Raw genomic sequence first — 18,306 nt, forward strand, 5'->3', positions numbered from 1 at the left:
AGTTTCCTGGAGCGACCGAGCATCTTGGGCGGCAGCAACGGCCAAGGCGGGACACCCTGCAAGCGGTGCGTCCAACCCCAGGCAGGACGTACCACACGTATTTCTTTTCGGGAGCTGTAATGATCGAAGGGGGCCGTGCGACCAATGGGGAAAGAACGAACCCATGGAACGGTCCGACACCCCTGCCAAACCCATTCCCGCCAACTGGAACAGGGTCGGGTACATCGTCTTCACCCTCGCCGGCATCCTGTTCACCTTCTGGGGCAGCGACCCCACCCAGGGGCCGATGTTCATGGCCCTGGCGCTGGTCTTCGACCCCTACGACCAGTCCGTGCCGTGGAAGGAACGGCCGCGCTGGGTAAGGCTGCTGCTGATCGGTCACCTGGGCCTGGCGGCCGCGCTGCTCGGCTATGTGATGGCAAGCTGAGCACGACCTTCGGGGGATCATGGCCGATGAACAGCGCTTCCTGGACCTGATGCGCACGTACCAACGCATCGTGCTGCGGCTCGCGGGCCTCTACGCCAACGATGCCGAGGAGCGCAAGGACCTGGAACAGGAGGTGCTGCTGCAGGCCTGGAAGGGCTTCGACAGCTTCCGCGGCGAGGCCAAGTTCAGCACCTGGCTGCACCGTGTGGCGCTGAACACCATCCTCACCCAGAAGCGCCGGCCCCGCGTGGTGGAGCGACGCGACCGGCTGGACCACCTGCCCGACGCCGTCCATGATCCCGGCACGGCAAACGATGACAGCGAACGGTTGCATCGGGCCATGTTCCAGCTGCCCGAGACAGACCGGGCACTGATCGCCCTTCACCTGGAAGGCTTCGACAATGGCGAGGTGGCCGGTATCATGGGTATCACGCCGAACAACGTAGGCGTGAAGCTGCACCGCATCAAACAACGTCTTTCCGAACTACTCACACCCCATTGACCATGGACCTCCAACACGCCTTCGCCAACTGGCAGCCCCAGGACCCCGCCTACGACCAGCGCTTGCAGGCCGCCACCCGGCAGCGCACCCATAGCCACCATCCCATGGAGCGGCTACGTCGTGCCATCCGGATCAATCTCTATTTCGCGGCCATGATCACCGTGGGCTATCTGGCGCTCTTCCCCTTCATGCCCCATCCGATGGTGATGGTCTTCCTGGGGATCTTGCTCCTGTACAACGTGTGGGCGATGGTGAACGCCTGGCAGCACTACATGCGCATCCCGGCATCCGTATCGGCCATGAACGATGTGCTGGCGGAAATGAAAGCCCAGGTGGCCTCCACCACCGCATGGATGCACTTGCATGTGCGCACGGGCCTGCTCGTGTACCCCCTGGCCATCACCGGTGGCTTCCTGTTGGGCGCACTGGTGGGCACGGGCGCCACACCGGCCGAATTGATGTCCAAGGCTCCGCTCTGGTGGATCCTGGGCGTCACCCTGGTGGTGCTGATGCCCATCTGCCACTACACGGTGAAGTGGATGATGCACCTGGTGTTCGGCGTACACGTGGAGGCGCTGCGCAGGTCCATCGCGGAACTGGAGGATTGAGCTACGGCAGCTTCGTCCCCACCGCTCCCCACCACGGGTGGATCTCGTACTTCAGCCGCCCGATCTTCACGAAGGGGTCCTGGAGCAGCCAGCCTTCCACTTCCTCCTTCGTGTCGCAGTCGTAAAGCAGCATGCCGCGCCATCCGGCATCGTTCTTCCCGTAGGGGCCTGCCATGACGATGAGGCCACGCTTGCCCTGCATGTCCTGGTGGGCCAGGTGTTCCTGTTGAAGCGTCGCGGCCGTGAGGCTGTCCAAGGCGGGACCATCACCGGCCGTGTACAGCACGAACCAGTACTGCTTCATGTGGTAGGTGCTGTCGGCGATGGTGATGTCGAAGGTGCGCTGGGCCTTCAAGCCGGTCGCGGCCAACAAGAGGCAGGTCGCGAGGATGGTGATGCGACAGGTCTTCATGGAGTGGTCGCGCGTCAACGCCACTTGCCCCGGTGGGCCTTGGCCAGCACGTCGTTCACGTAGACGGCCTTGTGGGTGGTGTAGGCTTCGCGGTCCTTGGGGAAGCGTTTGGCCAGCTCCTGCTTGAGGGCCTCGTAGCGGGCGGCTTCCTCAGGGAAGGCGCGCAGGTAGTCCCGGAAGACGATACGTTCCATGCTGGCCTTGCCGGAGCCGACCATGTGCACATGTGCCACGCGCTTTCCATCCGCGTCGCGCAGGATGAACCAGGCGTAGTAAGGCGCGTCATCGCCCATGGAAGGCCGCCAGACGAACTCGAAGCCCGCCTCCTGCATCAGGGGCGCCACCTCCTCCCGCACACGCTCCACGTCGCCCACCTCCACCTGGACGTCGATGATGGGTTTGGCGCTCATGCCCGGGATGGCCGTGCTGCCGATGTGCGCGATGCGTTGGATGTGCTGCCGCGGTACGATGCGCTTCACCTCCTTCTCCAGTTCGGCGTAGCGCTCGGGCCAGCTTTCATCGTAGGGCACCAGGGTGATGGTCTCCTTCGAAAGCGCCTTGATGCGCGCCTGCGTCCGTGCGTCCATGGCACGATCCTAAGCATTTCCGGTGGGAGCGTACACATTGGATCGCTCCCCGCGCAGAAATCCCACCAGCGTGAGACCCCTTTGCCGGGCCAGGTCCACCGCCAGGGACGAGGGTGCTCCCACGGCGGCCATCAAGGGGATGCCGGCCACCACGCATTTCTGCACCAGTTCGAAACCGGCGCGACCGCTTACAAGAAGTTGGCAAGAGGCGAGGGGTGAGTTGGCAGCTAGTGCCGCGCCGATGAGCTTGTCCACGGCGTTGTGGCGGCCGATGTCCTCGCGCAGCAGCAACAGTTTCCCAGCACGGTCGAACAACGCCGCCGCGTGGATGCCCCCGGTGTGGCGGAACACGGTCTGGGCCTCACGCATGCGATCGGGCAGGGCGGTGATCACGGCGGGATCCACCTCGCCCCAGGGTGTGATGGGCCTGCGGCATTGCGCGCGAACGGCCTCCAAACTGCTCTTGCCGCACACGCCGCAGCTGCTGGTGGTGTAGAAGTTCCGTTGCCAGCGCGCCGGGTCCACCTCCACATCAGGGTGCAACTCGGCGCGCACCACGTTGCCGCGTTCCTCGGGCTTCACGTCCTCGCAGTACACGGTGCGCAACACTTCCGCGGGGTCGGTGATCAGGCCCTCGGTGAAGAGGAAGCCCAGGGCGAGTTCCTCATCGTGACCCGGTGTGCGCATGGTGACACTGAGGCGCAACTCCCGGCGATCGTCCAGTGGCCCATGGCCCAGGCGGACCTCCAGCGGCTCCTCGGTAACGAGGATATCATCGGCCGGGGTGATGCTGCCTGCATCGTAGCGGATGATGTGGGTGGAGGTGACGGGGAAGGCCATTTTCATCGCTTGGTTGACTGGTCATCACTGCGTAGAAAACGCAAGACCCGCTCTTTGTCGGCGATCGCCTTCCTGTCCACCAAAGCCATTGCACGCGCCAATGCCTTGTCCTCTTGCAAGGTGGACAAGCGTCGAGGTGCTTCCCGTTTCATTATCCAAAGCTACCCCGTCCGCCGCCAACACGTCACCAGGTGATCATCCACCATGCCCACCGCCTGCATGAAGGCGTACACGATGGTACTGCCCACGAAGCTGAAACCGGCCTGCTTCAGGTCCTTGCTCAACGCGTCGGACACCGGTGTGCTTGCAGGCAACTGCTTCATTCCGGTCCAGTGGTTCACGATGGGCTTGTGGCCCACATGCTTCCACAGAAAGCGATCGAAGGAACCCCTGCCACCTTCCATGATACGCAGGTAGGCTTGTGCGTTCTTGATCGTGCTGGTCACTTTGGCGCGGTTGCGGATGATGCCGGGATCGATCATCAAGCGTTCGATGTCCTTCGTGCCATAGCGCGCGATCATCTCGGCGTTCCAATCGTCGAAAGCTTTCGCATAACTCTCCGTGCGGATGAGGATGGTGTACCAGCTCAAGCCGGCCTGCGCACCATCTAGGACGAGCTTCGCGAAGAGGCGCCGATCGTCATGCTCGGGCACGCCCCACACCGTGTCGTGGTAGTGCTTGTAGATGTCGTCCTTCAGGCACCAGGGGCAGCGGACCAGGTCGGGCATGAGCGCATGTGGGCGTGAGCGCTGGTGCGCATGGCCGACCTGAAAGGTAGGCGCTCTACGGATGACGGCTTGATGGACGGCACCACCATCAAGTCGAATCCGCTGGCGATAGTTCGCACGGTCGCGCTATCGGCCCATCACCATCAGCGTCGACGAAGAAAGGCTCCCGCTCGTCATGATCGCACGCACCGAATAGGTGCCAGGTGCCAAGCCGTCCAATGCCAGGGAGAGGCTCATTGAACCGGCTACGCGTTCCAGGATCACACATCGGCCGACGGCATCGAAGAGCGCGACCTCATCAAGGAGTTCGGACCCTCCTGCACCTACCGTCACCTGGTCCCTGGCGGGATTGGGATGCACTGTCAATGCACCTGATGTTCCGTTATCCGGTTGACCGGTGCTACACACGGCCATGAACCAGGGGCAGGCTGTAGGGTCGGTGGAAAAGAAGTCCAGCAGAAGATCCGCGACCTTCTGCCTCCCCGCAGGTGATGGGTGAAGGCCATCGGGCTGGAAGTCTTCCGGGCATTCCCATGTGAGACCATCACTTCTCGGTGTGGTGCCATCGGCCCAGAGGTACACGCCCCAAGCCAACCAAGGCGAGACCGCCTCGGGGCCGGTGTAGGCGAGTTCCGGATCGCCTTCGATCTGGGCTTCGATCAGATGCTTCATCACCCAGCCCTGCCAATGCGCGTACGGCTCGGGATTGGTGCCCGAGGCATAGCCACCATAGATCCTGCTCGCCACATAACAGATCCGCACATGGGGAAATCGACCTTTCAGTTCATGCGTGATCCGCTTGGTCTGGGTCAGCAGGCTGTCATAGTACTCCGGTAGCGGCGTGGTCACGGCCTGGTTGGCCACCTTCAGCCAGATCACCTGCACCTGCGCTGCTGTCACACCAGCGTTGGTCAAACGATCGTCCACCGTGTTCCAATACGAGGCGTAATTCGGGTTCGTCGGCGTGGATTGGATCACCGCGGTCTGGCCGCCAACGCCGCCATTCACCAAGACCAAGGCTGGGTGCTTGCCGGGATACGCGTTCGCCGTTTGAATGAAAGCGCCAGACTCCTGCGATGTGTTGGACATGCCGATGGAAAGCCAGACGGCCTTTCCATTCACCGGATCCGGATCGCCAATTGCGTCCAACGGTTGCACCATGGCGGCCAAGGCCAACCCAGCGTCCAGATGTGCCGCCGGCATCGCATTGGCACCATCGGGGTACAGGCCACCCGCCCAGCCATTGTATGTGCCCGCACCAAGGTCCATGATGGGCACGAGGCCCACGGATGCTTGCGAACAATCGGCTTGTCCCAACAGCATGTGCGGGAGGAGCAGGGCAAGCCATGAAGCGTTTCTGTGGGACATAGGCGAAAGGTAGTCGGGTTGGGTTCGGGTCGTCGATGGCCGGATCATCCCGCGAACTCCTCACCTCTCGATGGCGGTCCGACCGGATCGACTTCCCGCTCCATGAAGACCAATGCGGCAGCGAGTACCGGTTCCGCCGCATGGTAGGCTTGGATCCGCCGAAACCCGAAACGCTCATAGAGCCCAAGGGCTTCGGTCATGAAAAACCCGGTATCGAGCCGCATGATCCGAAAACTTCGTTCACGCGCCGCATTGATGAAGGCGGTCACCAGGGCTTTCCCGATGCCCTTTCCACGCTGGGATCCCGGTACGTAGAGCCGCTTCATTTCGCACGCCTCACCATCCAGCTTGCGCAGACAGACCACCCCGACGGTTTCCTTGTCTTCCAACGCGAGCAACACACATCCTTGCGGTGGGCCATAGTGCGCATGCAGGTCGGCCAATTCGTGCGCATAGGCGGCCTCATCGAAGTAGCGTTCCACGATGTGCAGGTGATCGGCATAGCGGCGGCGTTGATGCGGTGGAAAATCACGCAACAAGTCCGATGCAAGGGAAAGCAGCTCCGGCGTGTCGGCTTCCACGATGCGCAGCATAAGGCAAAGGTCGTTCACACGCCGATGTGGACCTGGGTAGCTTTGCGCCATGTCGCTCACCGACCGTCACGGACGTCAGCACCGCAGCCTGCGCATCAGCATCGTGGACAAGTGCGACCTGCGCTGCACGTACTGCATGCCGGAGGACCAGCACTTCCTGAAGCGGGAGGAACTGATGACCCGCGAGGAGATCGCCACCATCGCCCGGCTATTCGTGGAGCGATACGGGGTGGACAAGATCCGCATCACCGGCGGTGAGCCGCTCGTAAGGCCCGATGCGGTGGACATCGTGCGCGACATGGCCGCACTGCCGGTGAAGCTCGGCCTCACCACCAACGCGCTCAGCCTGCACAAGCACCTCGAAGGATTGGCCGATGCCGGCTTGAAGAGCGTGAACATCAGCCTGGACACCTTCGATGCGGAACGCTTCCGGAAGATCGCACGGCGCGATGGCTTCCAAACCGTGCATGCCAACATCCTGCTCGCTCTCCAGCGCGGTCTGCGTGTGAAAGTGAACATGGTGGTGATGCGCGGCGTGAACGACGATGAACTGTTGCGCTTCGTGGAACTCACCCGGGATCATCCGGTGCATGTACGCTTCATCGAGTTCATGCCTTTCGCTGGCAATCACTGGGGAAGGGAGCGCGTTCACACCTATGCCGAAATGCTCGCACACATCGGCAGCGTGCATTCGTTCGAGAAGCTCAGGGACGATCCGCACAGCACGGCCAAGGCATTCCGCATACCCGGGTGGCCCGGCACCTTCGCGGTGATCAGCACGGTCACCGAACCCTTCTGTGGCAACTGCGATCGCCTGCGCATCACGGCAGAAGGGAAGATGCGCAACTGCCTGTTCTCGCGGGAAGAGACGGACCTGCTTTCAGCGCTGCGGCGGGGGGAGGAGATCGCACCGCTGATCGAAGCGAACGTGCTGGCGAAGCATGCGATGCTCGGTGGGCTGCCACTCTTCAAGCCGGAGAAGCAGGAGGAGGTATTACACGACCTCAGCGCGCGGCCGATGGTGGCGATCGGGGGGTGAGGTGGGTGGAAGGAGACCACAGGGGAACCGGGTTCCACACCGCGATGCTTCTTCGCGCTTCTCAACGGCTCTGTGGTCTTCAGAGTTCCTGCTCGTAGTAGATCTTGTAGTACTTCCGCCCGCGCTCGTCCACCCCGCGCTCGATCTTGTCGCGGTCGCCGTGGATGTAGATGTGGAAGTTCTTGTCCAGCTTCAGCACGCTCTTGAACACGCGGGCCTGCTTCTTCACCGCGTCCGCACTGATGGCGAAACGCTCCTCCAGGTCCACCGCGCGCTCCTCCTGGAAGCGCTCGCCGAAGCGCTGGAAGGAATCGATCACCTCGGCACTGTCGAAGACCTCCTGTGCGAAACGGTCGCAGTCGAACTCGGTGTTCTCCTTGAAGTAGCGTACCGAGCGGTTCAGCAGGTCGATCTGGTCGGCTTTGGGGATCTCGTAGTCCTGCGGCAGTTGCTCGGTGATGAAGTGCCGGGTCATGTCCAGTACGTTGCGGGTGCTGTTCACCTGGTCCTTCCTGGTCTGGAGCCCGATGAAGGCCTGTTGCCAGAAGCCACTTTCGGGCTTGTCGTCGATCACCAGCAGCGTGCTCGAGCCGGGAGTGAAGAGTACGAGCAGCGCCTGGTCGGGCTTGCGGCCGCCGAGCCCGCGCTTGAGCTTCATGCCGATGGTCTCGCCTTTCACCGTGCTCTCCAGGAACACCTCCTTGTCGTCGAACTTGAGGATGCCCACGCCATCGTGGTGCGCACCGCCCAACTCCACCCCGGAGAAGCGCGCCACGAACAGCTCCCCCGTCCGCACCTCATGACCACCGGCCGCCTTCATCAGGTGCTTGGCGATCGCGCGCGACACCGGCATCAATTCCTTGCCTTGCTCCACTTTCCTGCAGAACTCCTGCAGCGGATTCTCCTTCTCCCCTTCAATCCCACTGAACTCATGGGTCACCAACACATTGGAAAAGGGCCGCAGGAACAGCTTGCGCAGGAATTCCTGCTCCTCGGGTCCCTGCAGCACAGCGCTGAAGTCACTGAGGACGCTGGGTGCGCCATCCATGCCGATGCGGTGGAGTACGAACTCGTCCACCTGGGCTTCCTTGCCGTTGATCATGGTCTACGTTGTCGCCCCTGCGCGTGCGGTCGCGGCGGGGGATCGCGAATGTACCGGATGGGGATCGTCGCCGCCCAGGTGGCCTCAGCCCTCCAGCGTGGCCTTGATCCCCTCCCGGTACTCCGTGGGCATCACATCGAAGGCCTTCTCGATCTTGCTGCTGTCAAAGCGGTAGTCGTGCTCGAACTGGTAGAGCATCTCCAGGCTGGCGCGGATCACCGGAACGAACAGGCCGACCAAGGCCACCATGGGCCGGGATATCGACTGCAACTTGTAGGGCTGGCCGGCCAGTTCGCACGCGAGGCGCACGAATCCCTCCGAGGTGAGGGGATCCTTGCTGGTGAGCGCATGCCACACCTGACCGTAGGCCGCCGGTGTATTGCCCAGCAGCGCCACGCTGCGGCCCGCATCGGGCGTGTAGGTGAAGGTGTGCACGGCCTTCACGTTGCCCATCCACTGCGGGGTCTTGCCGGCTTTCAGCCGCTCCATCACGGTCACGTGCGTGAAGCTCAGCACCGCACCGGGGCCGTAGAAATCCGCCGCACGAACGATCTGCGCCTGCAGCTCGCCACGCTTCACCTCGTCCATCAATGTGGTGGCGATCCTGGCGCGCACCTCGCCCTTCCTGCTGCAGGGGTTGTAGGGCGTGTCCTCGGTCATCACGCCGTCCACCTTCCCGTAGGCATAGACGTTGTCGAAGAACACCAGCCTGCTGCCGTGGCGCTTGCAGGCATCGATGGTGTTGCGCATGATCCGCGGCCACTGATCGGCCCACACCTTGGCATCGTATTTCAGCCCGGCCAGCAGGTAGGTCACCTCGCTGCCCTTGACGGCATCGCTCACGGCCTGGGGGTCGAGCAGGTCGGCGCGGAAGGTCTCGTCCGTGGGATTGACCACCTTGGGGTTGCGGCTCACCTGACGGATCTTGTCCGTATACCGGGTCAGGAGCTTGGATAGTTCCTTGCCGATGACGCCATTGGCGCCGAGGATGGTCTGCATGGTGGTGGTATTCTGGCTGGCTAGCTACATCTCCAAGATGTCCTCCACGTTACGGTTAGCGGAACGGGGGCCTTGGGTGAAGAACACCTTCGATCGCAAGTCGTTCACTGCCCGTGCCTGAACGCGTGCTCCTGCACCTTCACCACGTGCAGCACGAAGGGGAAGAGCGCGTCCATCGTTTCCTGCGCACCGCGTGTGGAGCCCGGCAGGGTGATCACCAGCGTGCGGCCGATCATGCCGGCGATGCCCCGGCTCATCATGGCCCAGGGCATGCGCTCCTGGCCGTAGCTGCGTGCGGCCTCCATGATGCCGGGCACCTCCCGGTCGAGCAGTGGAGCGATGGCTTCCGGAGTGCGGTCACGTGGTGAAAGGCCCGTTCCTCCGGTGGTGAGGACAAGATCGATGCCTTCGATCGCCCAGGCCTTCACCTGCTTCACGATCGCATCCGGTTCATCGGGAACCACGGTCGTGCCATGGCATTCAACCTCCAACCTCCTCAACCGATCGACCACCTCAACGCCTCCCCGGTCCTCCTTCTTTCCTGCACTCACCGCATCGCTGATCACCAGCACGGCGGCCTTCACAGGCACCTCGAACCGGTCCTTCCAATCGCTCTTGCCGCCCTTCTTCTCCAGCAGCCGGATGCCGCCGATCACCACGCCCTTATCGATGGGCTTGAGCATGTCGTAGATGGTGAGGGCGGCGACGCTGGCGCCGTGCATGGCCTCCACCTCCACGCCGGTGCGGTAGATGGTGCGCACCCGCATCGTCACGATGATCTCCATCTCACCGATCGCGAAGCTCACCTCGGCATGCTCGATGGGCAGCGGGTGGCAATCGGGGATCAGCTCGTGGGTCTTCTTCACCCCGAACAGTGCCGCCACACGGGCGCTCTCCAGTACATCTCCCTTGGGTACGCGCTTCTCCCGCAAGGCGGCGATCGTGGCCGGGTCGCTCACCGTTACGAGCGCGGTGGCGGTGGCCTCGCGGAGGGTGGTGGGCTTGTGGGTGATGTCGATCATATGTTCGGCGAAAGGTGAATGGACATGGGTGAATTGTATCCGCGCCGGGCCCATGCGCTATTCACCCATGTCCATTCACCTCAGAAGTTGGCCTTCCAAACATAGCCACCACCCTCCATGATCTCCTTCCCGAAGATCGGCAGTTCGGACTTGATGCGGTCCACGGTCCAGGCCACGGCCTGGCGTGCGGCCTGGCGGTGCGGCGCGCTGGCGAAGACCATGAAGCAGAGTTCGCCGGCTTTGATCACACCCAGGCTGTGGTGCACATGCAGGCAGGTCATCTCCGGCCATTTCGCGAAGGCCTCCTCGCGGATGGCGGTCATACGTTCGAGGGCCATGTCGCGGTAGGCGGTGTATTCGATCGCTGCAACAGGCGCAGGCAGACCGTTGTCGGTTGTCAGTTGTCCGTCGCGCAAGTCCGCGCGCACCTGGCCCAGGAAGATCTCGTGTGCACCGATGTCCGGGCGCGTGGCGTGCTTGGCGATGCTGGCGGCGATGAAGGCCGGATCGATCGGCCCCTCCAAGAAGATGTCCTTCACCTTATGCGGCTTCACTTCACTCATCCGCCTGCGAATGGAGGCAAAACGGCGATCTCCTCTCTGCCGGTGAGGGGCATGTCGCCCGGTACGATGCGATGGTCGACGGCGATGGCGTACGTGCCGAGATCGATGCCAGCGATGCTTTCCGCCAAGCGCTCACGCAGTTGCGAAACCGATGCGGCCTCCACATCGATGCGCGCCGCACCGGCCTTCTCCGCGATCGATCCGAACAACAAGACCTCCATGGCTCAAAGATCGCCAGGTGAATTGATGTTGCGGAAGAGGTCCGCAGGCCAGCCACCGCGACCCGGCGACACCTCCACGAAACTGGTGCGCACCTGGCTGAGCGCGTCGCTCATCTTCAGCACATCCAGTTCCACACAGCGCCGAAAAACAGGCTGTGCGTTGCGGTGGTAAACGGCGGCGAGCGGTTCGATCAGCCCTTCGTGCCGCGGCACCACGGCCTCCGTGCTATGCCCAAGCTGCGCTTTCAGCAGGTCGAAAAGCCGGTCGTTGAGGCCCGGCAGGTCGCAGGCGATCACCAGCAGGCGGTCGTTGCTGGCATAGCGCATGGCGGTGGCCAACCCGCCCAATGGCCCCTTGCCCGGCCATTCATCGGCCACGACGAAGGGACCCACATGGCCGTACTTTTCCGGCTCGCCGATCACGAGCAACTCGGCCACGTGCGGGTCCAACTTGTCCAACGCACGATCGAGCAACGAACGGCCGTCCACCTCGATCAAGGCCTTGTCGCGGCCCATGCGCGAACTTCTGCCGCCCGCGAGCACCACACCGGTCCACCCCACCTTGCTCATCGGCGCGGAAGGTGATGCACCAGGATGTCGTTTCCTGGCGCGCGTTCTCCCAGATCCTTCGGCAGCTCCACCAGCACTTCCGCCATGGTCATGCTGTTGAGCATGTGCGACCCTTCATCGGACAGAAGATGGACCTGCCCATCGCGCAGGAAGCCTGCACGGAACTCCGTCCGCCCACCCTTCCACCGCAGCGCCTGCGCGATGGGAAGCCTTTCCGATCGCGGCCATGGATCCGAAGCGCCCTCCATGGCACGCAGGAAGGGCAGCACATACAGGTACCAACCCACCAGCACCGCGCGGGGATTGCCCGGCAGGGCGAACACGGGCTTGCCGCGCAGCGTGGCGAAGAGCATGGGCTTGCCCGGCTTCTGCGATACGCCATGGAAATGGATCGCGGCGCCCATGCCTTCCAGCACAGGGCGAACGAGGTCATGGTCGCCCACCGACACGCCGCCCGTGGTGATCAGCACATCGCCTTCATCCAAAGCCACGGTCAAGGCGTCGCGCAGTTCGAGGCGATCGTCACCGGCGATCAAGGGACCGCTGTCGTTGGCGAAGCCTCCGTCGCGCAAGGCGGCGATGAGCATCACATCGTTGCTGGAATGGATGCGCCCCGCCGGCTCGGCGCCTTCCTCGATGAACTCCTCGCCCGTGCGCACGATGCTCACGGTGGGCACCATGGACACCATGGCATGCGCGAGGCCGGCGGAGGCGAGCAGCCCCACCGATGCCGGATCCAGTCTGGCCCCCTTCGTCAGCAGCATGTCATCCATCCGGAAGGCTTCGGCACGTCGCCTGATGTTCGCCCCTTCAGGGATCACGGTCATGTCCACCGTCAGCAGTTCATCGCGCCACGTGCAGCGCTCCTGCATTACCACCGCATGACAACCCGCGGGCACCTGGGCGCCGGTGAATATCCTTGCGCATTCACCGGCCAGGAGCGGTGAGGACATCACCTGCCCGGCGGCGATGGTGTCCACCTGCTTCCATGGACCCATGGGACCCCCCAGCGCGTAACCATCCACCGCGCTCATGTCGAACTGCGGATGATCGGCGGCGGCCTGCGCATCGGCGGCGAGCACACAGCCCACGGCGTCCTCCAGCTTGCGGAACTCGGCGGGCATCAAGGGCACATGGGCCATCACCATGGTCCGGGCCTCGTCCACCGTGATGAGGTCCCGTGCCTGCTCAGCGGCCATGACGGGTCGGTTCGTCAACTGATGCGTGCGGTTCAATCCACGTAGAATACGTCGAATGAACCGATGATGGTCTTCGGTGGGCCGCCAAAGGCGCCCTGCAGACTGGCGCTGAAGGTGCCTTTGATCCTTTTCAGCACCAGGTCATGCGACTCGATGGTGAGTGTGCCCGGCAGGGCGTCCATGGCCGTGTAGGACATGGCCAGGGTGGTGGTGTGCAGCATGGCGTTGGTGTTCTCCGTGATGGCATGCGTGCCCACGGACATAGAATCGATCTCCAAGGTGAGCGTGGAGCCTTGCGTGCTCATGCCACTTATCGTGATCGTACCGGCCGCATCACTGGCGAAGAGGCTCACGTTGGCGCAGAACGCGGCACCATCGAAGGTGGCCTGCAGACGCGCCCCATCGATACCGCAGCTCGCGGGCGCGGGCCCTGGTGCGATGGGCGGCGTGGGCTCGTCCTTCTGGCAGCCGGCCAAGGCCAGTCCGAAACCGACGACCATGGTGGCCAGCAGCTTGTTCGATGCGGTCATGGGCGGCAAGCTCGGAATACGGCGGAAGATAGACACAGCTCCTCCTCGGGATCTTCGGATCCCCTCTCGAAGTATCACTATCGACGGAAGGCTCAGTGAAGCATAACGCGATGCACGCTCGAACCGACGCCGTCGCGCACACGCAGCAGATACTCGCCGTGCGACAGGCCGCCCACCCCAAGGGTGAGGATGCCCTGCTCCAGCGCCGCACCATCCTGCTCGCGTACCACCACCAGGCGGCCCGTGATGTCCATCAACTCGAGCACGACGCGCCCGGAGACCTGACCGAAGCCGATGTTGAGGATGTCCGAGGCCGGATTGGGCCACACGTGGACCATGCCACTGCCTGCCGCATCGGCGATGCCCACGTTGCCCACCCACACGATCGCTTCAGTGCGCTGGCTTTCGCACGCCAGGCCCGTGGCCTCCACCTCCCAATCGTAGAAGAAGTAGTAGAAGGCCGTGGCGTTGGCGCCGGCCACACTGCTGCTGGTGACGGCACCGAGGGTGCCCAGCGGGTAGGGATAATTCTGTGTGCTGCCAAGGCCATCGCGCCACAGTTGCGGGTTGCCACCGATGGTGCGGAGGCCGTAGTCGCCAGCGGCGGGCACCTGGAAATTCAGAGTGATGCGGCTTTCGCCATCGGGGATGTTGATCACCTGCGAGACCACGATGCTGCCGTCCGTGCGGTCGATCAACGCCACGTTGCGGTTGCCGGCGCCGTTGGCGTAGACCTTCACGCTCACGATGGTGAAGGGTTCGTAGGCGGTGAAGAACTGGTAGTTGTCGGAGTTCGTGTGATACTGGCCCTGGTTGGCCCAATTGGTCTTGGAGCCATAGGCATGCTCGCCCTCATGTTCGATGCTGGCCGTGGCCCAGAAGGAGGTGGTGTTGGCGATGAAGGGGGTCTGGAAGCTGTTGCCTGATCCGATCGCGTTTCCACCAGTGGGCACATCGTACCAGAGGATGTTGTCGCCGACCGCCTGCAGCGTGGCCATGCCCGGCACGGGGATCACCACATCGTCGGCGATGGGCGCGTCAGGCGCATCGAGCACGTCCACCACAACGGCCGCACTGGTGAACTGCCCGCATACGCCATCGATGGTCACGGTGTAGCTGCCGCTCTGTGTCACCACCAGGGATTGACCATTGCCGCCGCCGGTCCAGCTATAGCCCGCGGCCGGGGTGGAGGTCAACTCCAGTGAGCCGCCTTCGCAGAAGCGTGTTTCGCCCGTGTAGCTCACCGTGGGGGTCTCATCGGGGCTCTGCACCACGAAGATGCTGGCGGTGCCGGTGCAGCCCTGTCCATCGTTGATGGTCACCGTGTAGCTGCCGGGCTGGCTCACGGTGATGCTCTGCGTCTGGGCGCCGGTGTTCCACAGGTAATTGAAGCCGGGGTTGGCGGTGAGTGTCACCGTGCTGCCGTTGCCACAAACGATCGGGGCGGTGGGCGTGGTGATCTCCGCCTGCGGGCTGATGCACAGGCCTTCGATGATGGTGATCGTCTGGTTCGCCTCGATGTTGTTGAAGGTCTCCACCAGACCGCTGGGCCAGGTGACGGTCACGGTGGGCACCTCCTCCTGCTGTCCCAGGCCGAAGTGGCAGGCGAAGGTGCATACGATGCCGTAGCTCTCCCCGGCGCGCACCTCGCGGATCTGCGTGCCCCAAGGACCAGTGATGGTGACACGCGCACCGATGGCGTCGCGGTTGCTCTCGGTTCCCTGCAAACGCACCACCAGCCAGTTGTTGTCGTTGCCGTCGTTCAGCCAGATGCGGTCGGGGTTGTTGTTGTCCGGCGTCACATAGCCGCTGCCGTAGTTGGCGAAGACGTCCTGGAAACCGTCGTTGTTCAGGTCGCCTATGGCGAAGCTGTGCATGGCCTTGTTCGCCGGGAACATGTTGGGCACGTTGGTGAAGGTCTTGTTCCCGTTGTTGCGGAACAGGCGCTGGAGTCCACCGGCGATGAGCAGGTCGATGTATCCGTCGTTGTCGAAATCGACGAACTTGCTCTGCAGGAAGAAGCCGGTGATCTCCAGACCACTGCCCGCGGTGATCTCCGTGAAGTGGCCCGTACCGTCGTTCTCGAAGAGCTGGATGGTGGCGTCGTGGTTGGTGAGCATCATGTCCAGGTCGCCGTCGTTGTCGATATCGCCGAAATCGGCCGTCCAGGACTGGTTCTTGATCTGCAGGCCGTGGCTCTCCGCCATGTCGGTGAAGTTGCCGTTGCCGTCATTCACGAAGAGGCGGTTCCAGCGGCGCGGATCATTGGGGTTGTTCACGCCCTGGCGGCACTTGGCGATGTAGAGGTCCAGGTCGCCGTCGTTGTCGAAGTCGGTCCACACACTGCCGTAGTTCCCGCTCATGTCCGTGGCGGGGTTGGTGGTGTAGTCGATGATGTTGGCGTAGGTCAGGTTGCCGCTCCCGTTGTTGAGCCACTGCCGCGGAGCAGCGTCATCGTGACAGGCCCAGAAATCGTTGTGCCCATCGTTGTTGATGTCCACCGCGTTGTTGCACTGCATGAACATGTTGCCATTGTTCAGGTTCGCCAGGGTGGACTGTCCCACGGTGGGGATCCTCATGTAGTGCACGCCGTCGTAGCTGCCGCCACAGACCAGGTCCTTGTGCCCGGTGTTCTGCATGTCCGCGATGGTCATGCCCCATTGCGCGTCGTTGGACACGCTTCCGTAGTCCACCAGGGTGAAGGAGCCGTCGGCGTTCTGGTAGTCCACCATGAAGATCCGGCTGTTGTGCAGGATGCACAGGTCGTCGAGACCGTCGCCATTGATGTCCACCACGCCCATGCATCCACCGCTGTTGGTGGTGTTGCTCTTCAGGGCGGTGGCGTTGGTGAAGGTGAACTGCGCTTGGGCGGCAAGCAGGGGCAGGGATGCGGCGAAGAGGGCGAGGGTACGCGTCACGGACATGGGGTGTGGATTATGGTTCCAGGCAGGTTTCCGAATGCAGGTGCCGAAAGGTACCGGGATCGGCCTTCACCCTGTACGGTGATCCCCGTTCAAGGTTGGAAGGCTTGCTGGGTGAATGGGAGCCCCTTCCAATTGGGCGGCCGTCTGACGGCGTATGCTCTCGCGGTGCACCGCGTCCATGAATTCACGGACAAAGCCCTCGCTCAGGCCCAGGTGGCGGGCCAGCCGCAACTGGCGCAGCATGATAGCCTCCCAGCGCTCGGGTTGCAGGATGGCGACCCTGTGCTCGTGCTTGTACTCCCCGATGCGGGCGGCGATATCCATGCGAGTGCCCAGCTTTTGGGCGATCTCCTCGTCCAGGCCGTCGATCACATCGCGCAGCTCCTGCAACCTGTCTCGCAGCACTTCGGGAGGCGCCGCACGGCGGAAGCGCAGTCCACCGATCAGGTGGGCATGGTCTTCCGGGGCGATCTGCTGGCGGGCATCGCTAAGGGCATTGGCCGGATCGGCATGCACCTCCACCATCAGGCCGCTCATGCCCAGGTCGAGCGCCTCCTGGGCCACCTGGGCCAGTCGGGCGGGCTCCCCGGCGATGTGGCTTGGATCGCACAGCACCTCCAGACCCGGGTGGGCCGCCATCAGGCGAATGGGGAATTCCCACATGGGGCTGTTCCGGTAGGGGGTGTCGTGGAACCAGCTGAAGCCCCGGTGCACGGCCGCATAGCGCCTAAGTCCGGCGCGCTCCAAGCGCTCGAAGGCCCCGATCCATAACTGCAGGTCGGGGTTGATCGGGTTCTTCACGAAGACCGGGATGTCCACCCCGCGCAAGGCATCGGCGATGGCCTGCACACTGAAGGGGTTGGGCGTGGTGCGCGCCCCGATCCACAGCATGTCGATACCGGCTTCCAGGCAGGCTTCCACGTGCTCCGCCGTGGCCACCTCAGTCATCACCAGCAGGCCGGTGCGGGACCTCACCTCCTTCAACCAATCCAGCGCCTTATGCCCGGCACCCTCGAAGCCCCCGGGACGGGTGCGCGGTTTCCACACACCGGCGCGGAACACCTTTGCTTGTCCGGCCGACGCGATGGCTCCGGCAGTGGCCATCACCTGCTCGCGGCTTTCCGCGCTGCATGGACCCGCCACCAACAAGGGCCGGTCCAACTCCAGGCCCCAATCGTGGAAAGCCCTGGGGGACAATGCTGTTGTACCGGGGTCCATTGACGCCAAAGGTAGACCCTTGGTGAACGCCGGTGCCGGTGGGCCGGTTCGCATCAACACTGGTGTACAAGCCTGGCCGGTCGGCTCCAGTCCCGGGCCTTGCCGCTTCAAGCCGGTCAGGCTAGGGCCGGCGCATGGGCGATCAGGTGCAATAGGTCCATGAATTGGTTGCCCACGCACCCTGCTTCAGCATCTCCTTGATGGCCAGGATGTTACATAAAGCTGCTCATGATCCAGGTGGATGGGACCCTTTCACGGTCCCTCCAGCGCCGCTTCGAAGTCCACCACACACTGGCGCGTGTTGTCCAGATCGTCCACCGCGCCGATGCATTGGAAGAGCGGTTCGAACTGACGGTGAGCCTGCCTGAATCGCGCGGCCGCGCCACGGGCATCCCCTTCCGGGAAAATGGCCGGCACCAGTTCCCCTTCGAGGTGCCGGCTGATGTAGGAGCGGTGCCCCAGATCGAAGGTCTCCAGTTCGGTGCCGTCGCGCTGCATGCGCAGATGAGCGAGGCCATTCTCGTAGTAGCACAGCGCGCCATGCGCCATCAGGCGCACAGGCAGATGGCCCTGGGGCTCTATGCGGAACAGGATGCCTTTGTAAGAGAAGCCCCACAGGTCGCGGCACGGGATCCGGCGCCGGCTTCCCTCTTGTTCCACCAGCAACACCGGACGGCCCAGGTGGGGTATCACGTCAAGCAGGTCGCCCACCTGCTCACCGCGCTTGGCATGCATCTCCGCCGGCGAACGATATACGGTGACGGCATGCTGCGCTCCGGTATCGGCCCATGCGAAGAGCGCACACATCCAGATCACCGACCGGCCCATGGGCATGGACGCAAGGTATCGGGCAC

The 18,306-nt window shown here is 63.3% G+C and carries 21 protein-coding genes; 4 read left to right on the forward strand and 17 right to left on the reverse strand.

Annotated elements, in window-relative coordinates; translation table 11 throughout:
• The first annotated feature begins 163 nt into the window (after positions 1–163).
• From KIT10_09725 to KIT10_09735, 3 genes are read left to right on the forward strand one after another with little or no spacing between them, the layout of a single operon-like run.
• A complete protein-coding gene (locus KIT10_09725) occupies positions 164–427 on the forward strand; it encodes a hypothetical protein (GenBank protein ID MCW5899535.1) in 264 nt (87 codons plus the stop codon).
• A 19-nt stretch (positions 428–446) separates the two neighbouring features.
• Positions 447–929, forward strand: coding sequence for a sigma-70 family RNA polymerase sigma factor (locus tag KIT10_09730; protein ID MCW5899536.1), 483 nt, complete (start codon positions 447–449; stop codon positions 927–929).
• A 2-nt stretch (positions 930–931) separates the two neighbouring features.
• On the forward strand, positions 932–1,537 hold the full coding sequence (locus KIT10_09735) for a hypothetical protein (GenBank protein ID MCW5899537.1): 606 nt from the start codon (positions 932–934) through the stop codon (positions 1,535–1,537).
• A gap of 1 nt (position 1,538) precedes the next feature.
• On the opposite strand, the gene KIT10_09740 is transcribed toward KIT10_09735, so the two are convergent.
• The 6 genes from KIT10_09740 to KIT10_09765 form a co-directional block, all read right to left on the reverse strand.
• Positions 1,539–1,949 (reverse strand): hypothetical protein, encoded by a 411-nt coding sequence (locus KIT10_09740; protein MCW5899538.1) that lies wholly within the window; start codon positions 1,947–1,949, stop codon positions 1,539–1,541.
• A gap of 14 nt (positions 1,950–1,963) precedes the next feature.
• Positions 1,964–2,536, reverse strand: a complete 573-nt coding sequence (locus KIT10_09745) for a GrpB family protein (protein MCW5899539.1) — start codon at positions 2,534–2,536, stop codon at positions 1,964–1,966.
• 9 nt (positions 2,537–2,545) lie between these two features.
• Entirely contained in the window at positions 2,546–3,376 is an 831-nt protein-coding gene (gene fdhD, locus KIT10_09750; protein ID MCW5899540.1) for a formate dehydrogenase accessory sulfurtransferase FdhD, read from the reverse strand.
• 161 nt (positions 3,377–3,537) lie between these two features.
• Positions 3,538–4,104 (reverse strand): DNA-3-methyladenine glycosylase I, encoded by a 567-nt coding sequence (locus KIT10_09755; protein ID MCW5899541.1) that lies wholly within the window; start codon positions 4,102–4,104, stop codon positions 3,538–3,540.
• 126 nt (positions 4,105–4,230) lie between these two features.
• Positions 4,231–5,274, reverse strand: a complete 1,044-nt coding sequence (locus KIT10_09760; GenBank protein ID MCW5899542.1) for a hypothetical protein — start codon at positions 5,272–5,274, stop codon at positions 4,231–4,233.
• A 242-nt stretch (positions 5,275–5,516) separates the two neighbouring features.
• Positions 5,517–6,065, reverse strand: coding sequence for a GNAT family N-acetyltransferase (locus tag KIT10_09765; GenBank protein MCW5899543.1), 549 nt, complete (start codon positions 6,063–6,065; stop codon positions 5,517–5,519).
• A 49-nt stretch (positions 6,066–6,114) separates the two neighbouring features.
• On the opposite strand from KIT10_09765, the gene moaA reads away from it, so the two are divergent.
• Positions 6,115–7,104, forward strand: a complete 990-nt coding sequence (gene moaA, locus KIT10_09770; protein ID MCW5899544.1) for a GTP 3',8-cyclase MoaA — start codon at positions 6,115–6,117, stop codon at positions 7,102–7,104.
• Between the two features lie 79 nt (positions 7,105–7,183).
• Here moaA and KIT10_09775 read toward each other — a convergent pair whose 3' ends face one another.
• From KIT10_09775 to KIT10_09825, 11 genes are all read right to left on the reverse strand, one after another.
• Positions 7,184–8,206 (reverse strand): nucleoid-associated protein, encoded by a 1,023-nt coding sequence (locus tag KIT10_09775; GenBank protein ID MCW5899545.1) that lies wholly within the window; start codon positions 8,204–8,206, stop codon positions 7,184–7,186.
• A gap of 84 nt (positions 8,207–8,290) precedes the next feature.
• Positions 8,291–9,205 (reverse strand): NAD-dependent epimerase/dehydratase family protein, encoded by a 915-nt coding sequence (locus tag KIT10_09780; GenBank protein ID MCW5899546.1) that lies wholly within the window; start codon positions 9,203–9,205, stop codon positions 8,291–8,293.
• A 104-nt stretch (positions 9,206–9,309) separates the two neighbouring features.
• Positions 9,310–10,281: a bifunctional molybdenum cofactor biosynthesis protein MoaC/MoaB gene (gene moaCB / locus KIT10_09785; GenBank protein ID MCW5899547.1), complete on the reverse strand. Its 972-nt coding sequence runs from the start codon at positions 10,279–10,281 to the stop codon at positions 9,310–9,312.
• Positions 10,282–10,307: 26 nt separating this feature from the next.
• Positions 10,308–10,790, reverse strand: coding sequence for a molybdenum cofactor biosynthesis protein MoaE (locus tag KIT10_09790; protein ID MCW5899548.1), 483 nt, complete (start codon positions 10,788–10,790; stop codon positions 10,308–10,310).
• Positions 10,787–11,011: a MoaD/ThiS family protein gene (locus KIT10_09795; protein MCW5899549.1), complete on the reverse strand. Its 225-nt coding sequence runs from the start codon at positions 11,009–11,011 to the stop codon at positions 10,787–10,789. Before KIT10_09795 ends, KIT10_09790 begins: the two co-directional genes overlap by 4 nt.
• 3 nt (positions 11,012–11,014) lie before the next feature.
• A complete protein-coding gene (locus KIT10_09800; protein MCW5899550.1) occupies positions 11,015–11,581 on the reverse strand; it encodes a molybdenum cofactor guanylyltransferase in 567 nt (188 codons plus the stop codon).
• Complete coding sequence (locus KIT10_09805) at positions 11,578–12,780, reverse strand: molybdopterin molybdotransferase MoeA (protein ID MCW5899551.1); 1,203 nt, start codon at positions 12,778–12,780, stop codon at positions 11,578–11,580. Before KIT10_09805 ends, KIT10_09800 begins: the two co-directional genes overlap by 4 nt.
• Positions 12,781–12,812: 32 nt before the next feature.
• A complete protein-coding gene (locus KIT10_09810; protein MCW5899552.1) occupies positions 12,813–13,310 on the reverse strand; it encodes a hypothetical protein in 498 nt (165 codons plus the stop codon).
• A gap of 92 nt (positions 13,311–13,402) precedes the next feature.
• On the reverse strand, positions 13,403–16,234 hold the full coding sequence (locus tag KIT10_09815; GenBank protein MCW5899553.1) for a VCBS repeat-containing protein: 2,832 nt from the start codon (positions 16,232–16,234) through the stop codon (positions 13,403–13,405).
• A gap of 66 nt (positions 16,235–16,300) precedes the next feature.
• Complete coding sequence (locus KIT10_09820; GenBank protein ID MCW5899554.1) at positions 16,301–17,452, reverse strand: bifunctional 3-deoxy-7-phosphoheptulonate synthase/chorismate mutase type II; 1,152 nt, start codon at positions 17,450–17,452, stop codon at positions 16,301–16,303.
• 252 nt (positions 17,453–17,704) lie between these two features.
• Positions 17,705–18,286: a hypothetical protein gene (locus KIT10_09825; GenBank protein MCW5899555.1), complete on the reverse strand. Its 582-nt coding sequence runs from the start codon at positions 18,284–18,286 to the stop codon at positions 17,705–17,707.
• Positions 18,287–18,306: the final 20 nt, after the last annotated feature.

The sequence above is a fragment of the Flavobacteriales bacterium genome, from assembly GCA_026129465.1.
Lineage (GTDB): Bacteria > Bacteroidota > Bacteroidia > Flavobacteriales_F > PHOS-HE28 > PHOS-HE28.

Excerpts from the sequence above, each read along its gene's own strand:
- KIT10_09780 (MCW5899546.1), bottom strand. The coding sequence starts at position 9,205 with ATGCAGACCATCCTCGGCGCCAATGGCGTCATCGGCAAGGAACTATCC.
- KIT10_09755 (MCW5899541.1), bottom strand. The coding sequence starts at position 4,104 with ATGCCCGACCTGGTCCGCTGCCCCTGGTGCCTGAAGGACGACATCTAC.
- KIT10_09745 (MCW5899539.1), bottom strand. The coding sequence starts at position 2,536 with ATGGACGCACGGACGCAGGCGCGCATCAAGGCGCTTTCGAAGGAGACC.
- KIT10_09730 (MCW5899536.1), top strand. The coding sequence starts at position 447 with ATGGCCGATGAACAGCGCTTCCTGGACCTGATGCGCACGTACCAACGC.
- fdhD (MCW5899540.1), bottom strand. The coding sequence starts at position 3,376 with ATGGCCTTCCCCGTCACCTCCACCCACATCATCCGCTACGATGCAGGC.
- KIT10_09735 (MCW5899537.1), top strand. The coding sequence starts at position 932 with ATGGACCTCCAACACGCCTTCGCCAACTGGCAGCCCCAGGACCCCGCC.
- KIT10_09805 (MCW5899551.1), bottom strand. The coding sequence starts at position 12,780 with ATGGCCGCTGAGCAGGCACGGGACCTCATCACGGTGGACGAGGCCCGG.
- KIT10_09815 (MCW5899553.1), bottom strand. The coding sequence starts at position 16,234 with ATGTCCGTGACGCGTACCCTCGCCCTCTTCGCCGCATCCCTGCCCCTG.
- KIT10_09765 (MCW5899543.1), bottom strand. The coding sequence starts at position 6,065 with ATGCTGCGCATCGTGGAAGCCGACACGCCGGAGCTGCTTTCCCTTGCA.
- KIT10_09790 (MCW5899548.1), bottom strand. The coding sequence starts at position 10,790 with ATGAGTGAAGTGAAGCCGCATAAGGTGAAGGACATCTTCTTGGAGGGG.
- KIT10_09800 (MCW5899550.1), bottom strand. The coding sequence starts at position 11,581 with ATGAGCAAGGTGGGGTGGACCGGTGTGGTGCTCGCGGGCGGCAGAAGT.
- KIT10_09740 (MCW5899538.1), bottom strand. The coding sequence starts at position 1,949 with ATGAAGACCTGTCGCATCACCATCCTCGCGACCTGCCTCTTGTTGGCC.
- KIT10_09775 (MCW5899545.1), bottom strand. The coding sequence starts at position 8,206 with ATGATCAACGGCAAGGAAGCCCAGGTGGACGAGTTCGTACTCCACCGC.
- KIT10_09825 (MCW5899555.1), bottom strand. The coding sequence starts at position 18,286 with ATGCCCATGGGCCGGTCGGTGATCTGGATGTGTGCGCTCTTCGCATGG.
- KIT10_09810 (MCW5899552.1), bottom strand. The coding sequence starts at position 13,310 with ATGACCGCATCGAACAAGCTGCTGGCCACCATGGTCGTCGGTTTCGGA.
- KIT10_09795 (MCW5899549.1), bottom strand. The coding sequence starts at position 11,011 with ATGGAGGTCTTGTTGTTCGGATCGATCGCGGAGAAGGCCGGTGCGGCG.
- moaA (MCW5899544.1), top strand. The coding sequence starts at position 6,115 with ATGTCGCTCACCGACCGTCACGGACGTCAGCACCGCAGCCTGCGCATC.
- KIT10_09725 (MCW5899535.1), top strand. The coding sequence starts at position 164 with ATGGAACGGTCCGACACCCCTGCCAAACCCATTCCCGCCAACTGGAAC.
- moaCB (MCW5899547.1), bottom strand. The coding sequence starts at position 10,281 with ATGGGCCCGGCGCGGATACAATTCACCCATGTCCATTCACCTTTCGCC.
- KIT10_09820 (MCW5899554.1), bottom strand. The coding sequence starts at position 17,452 with ATGGACCCCGGTACAACAGCATTGTCCCCCAGGGCTTTCCACGATTGG.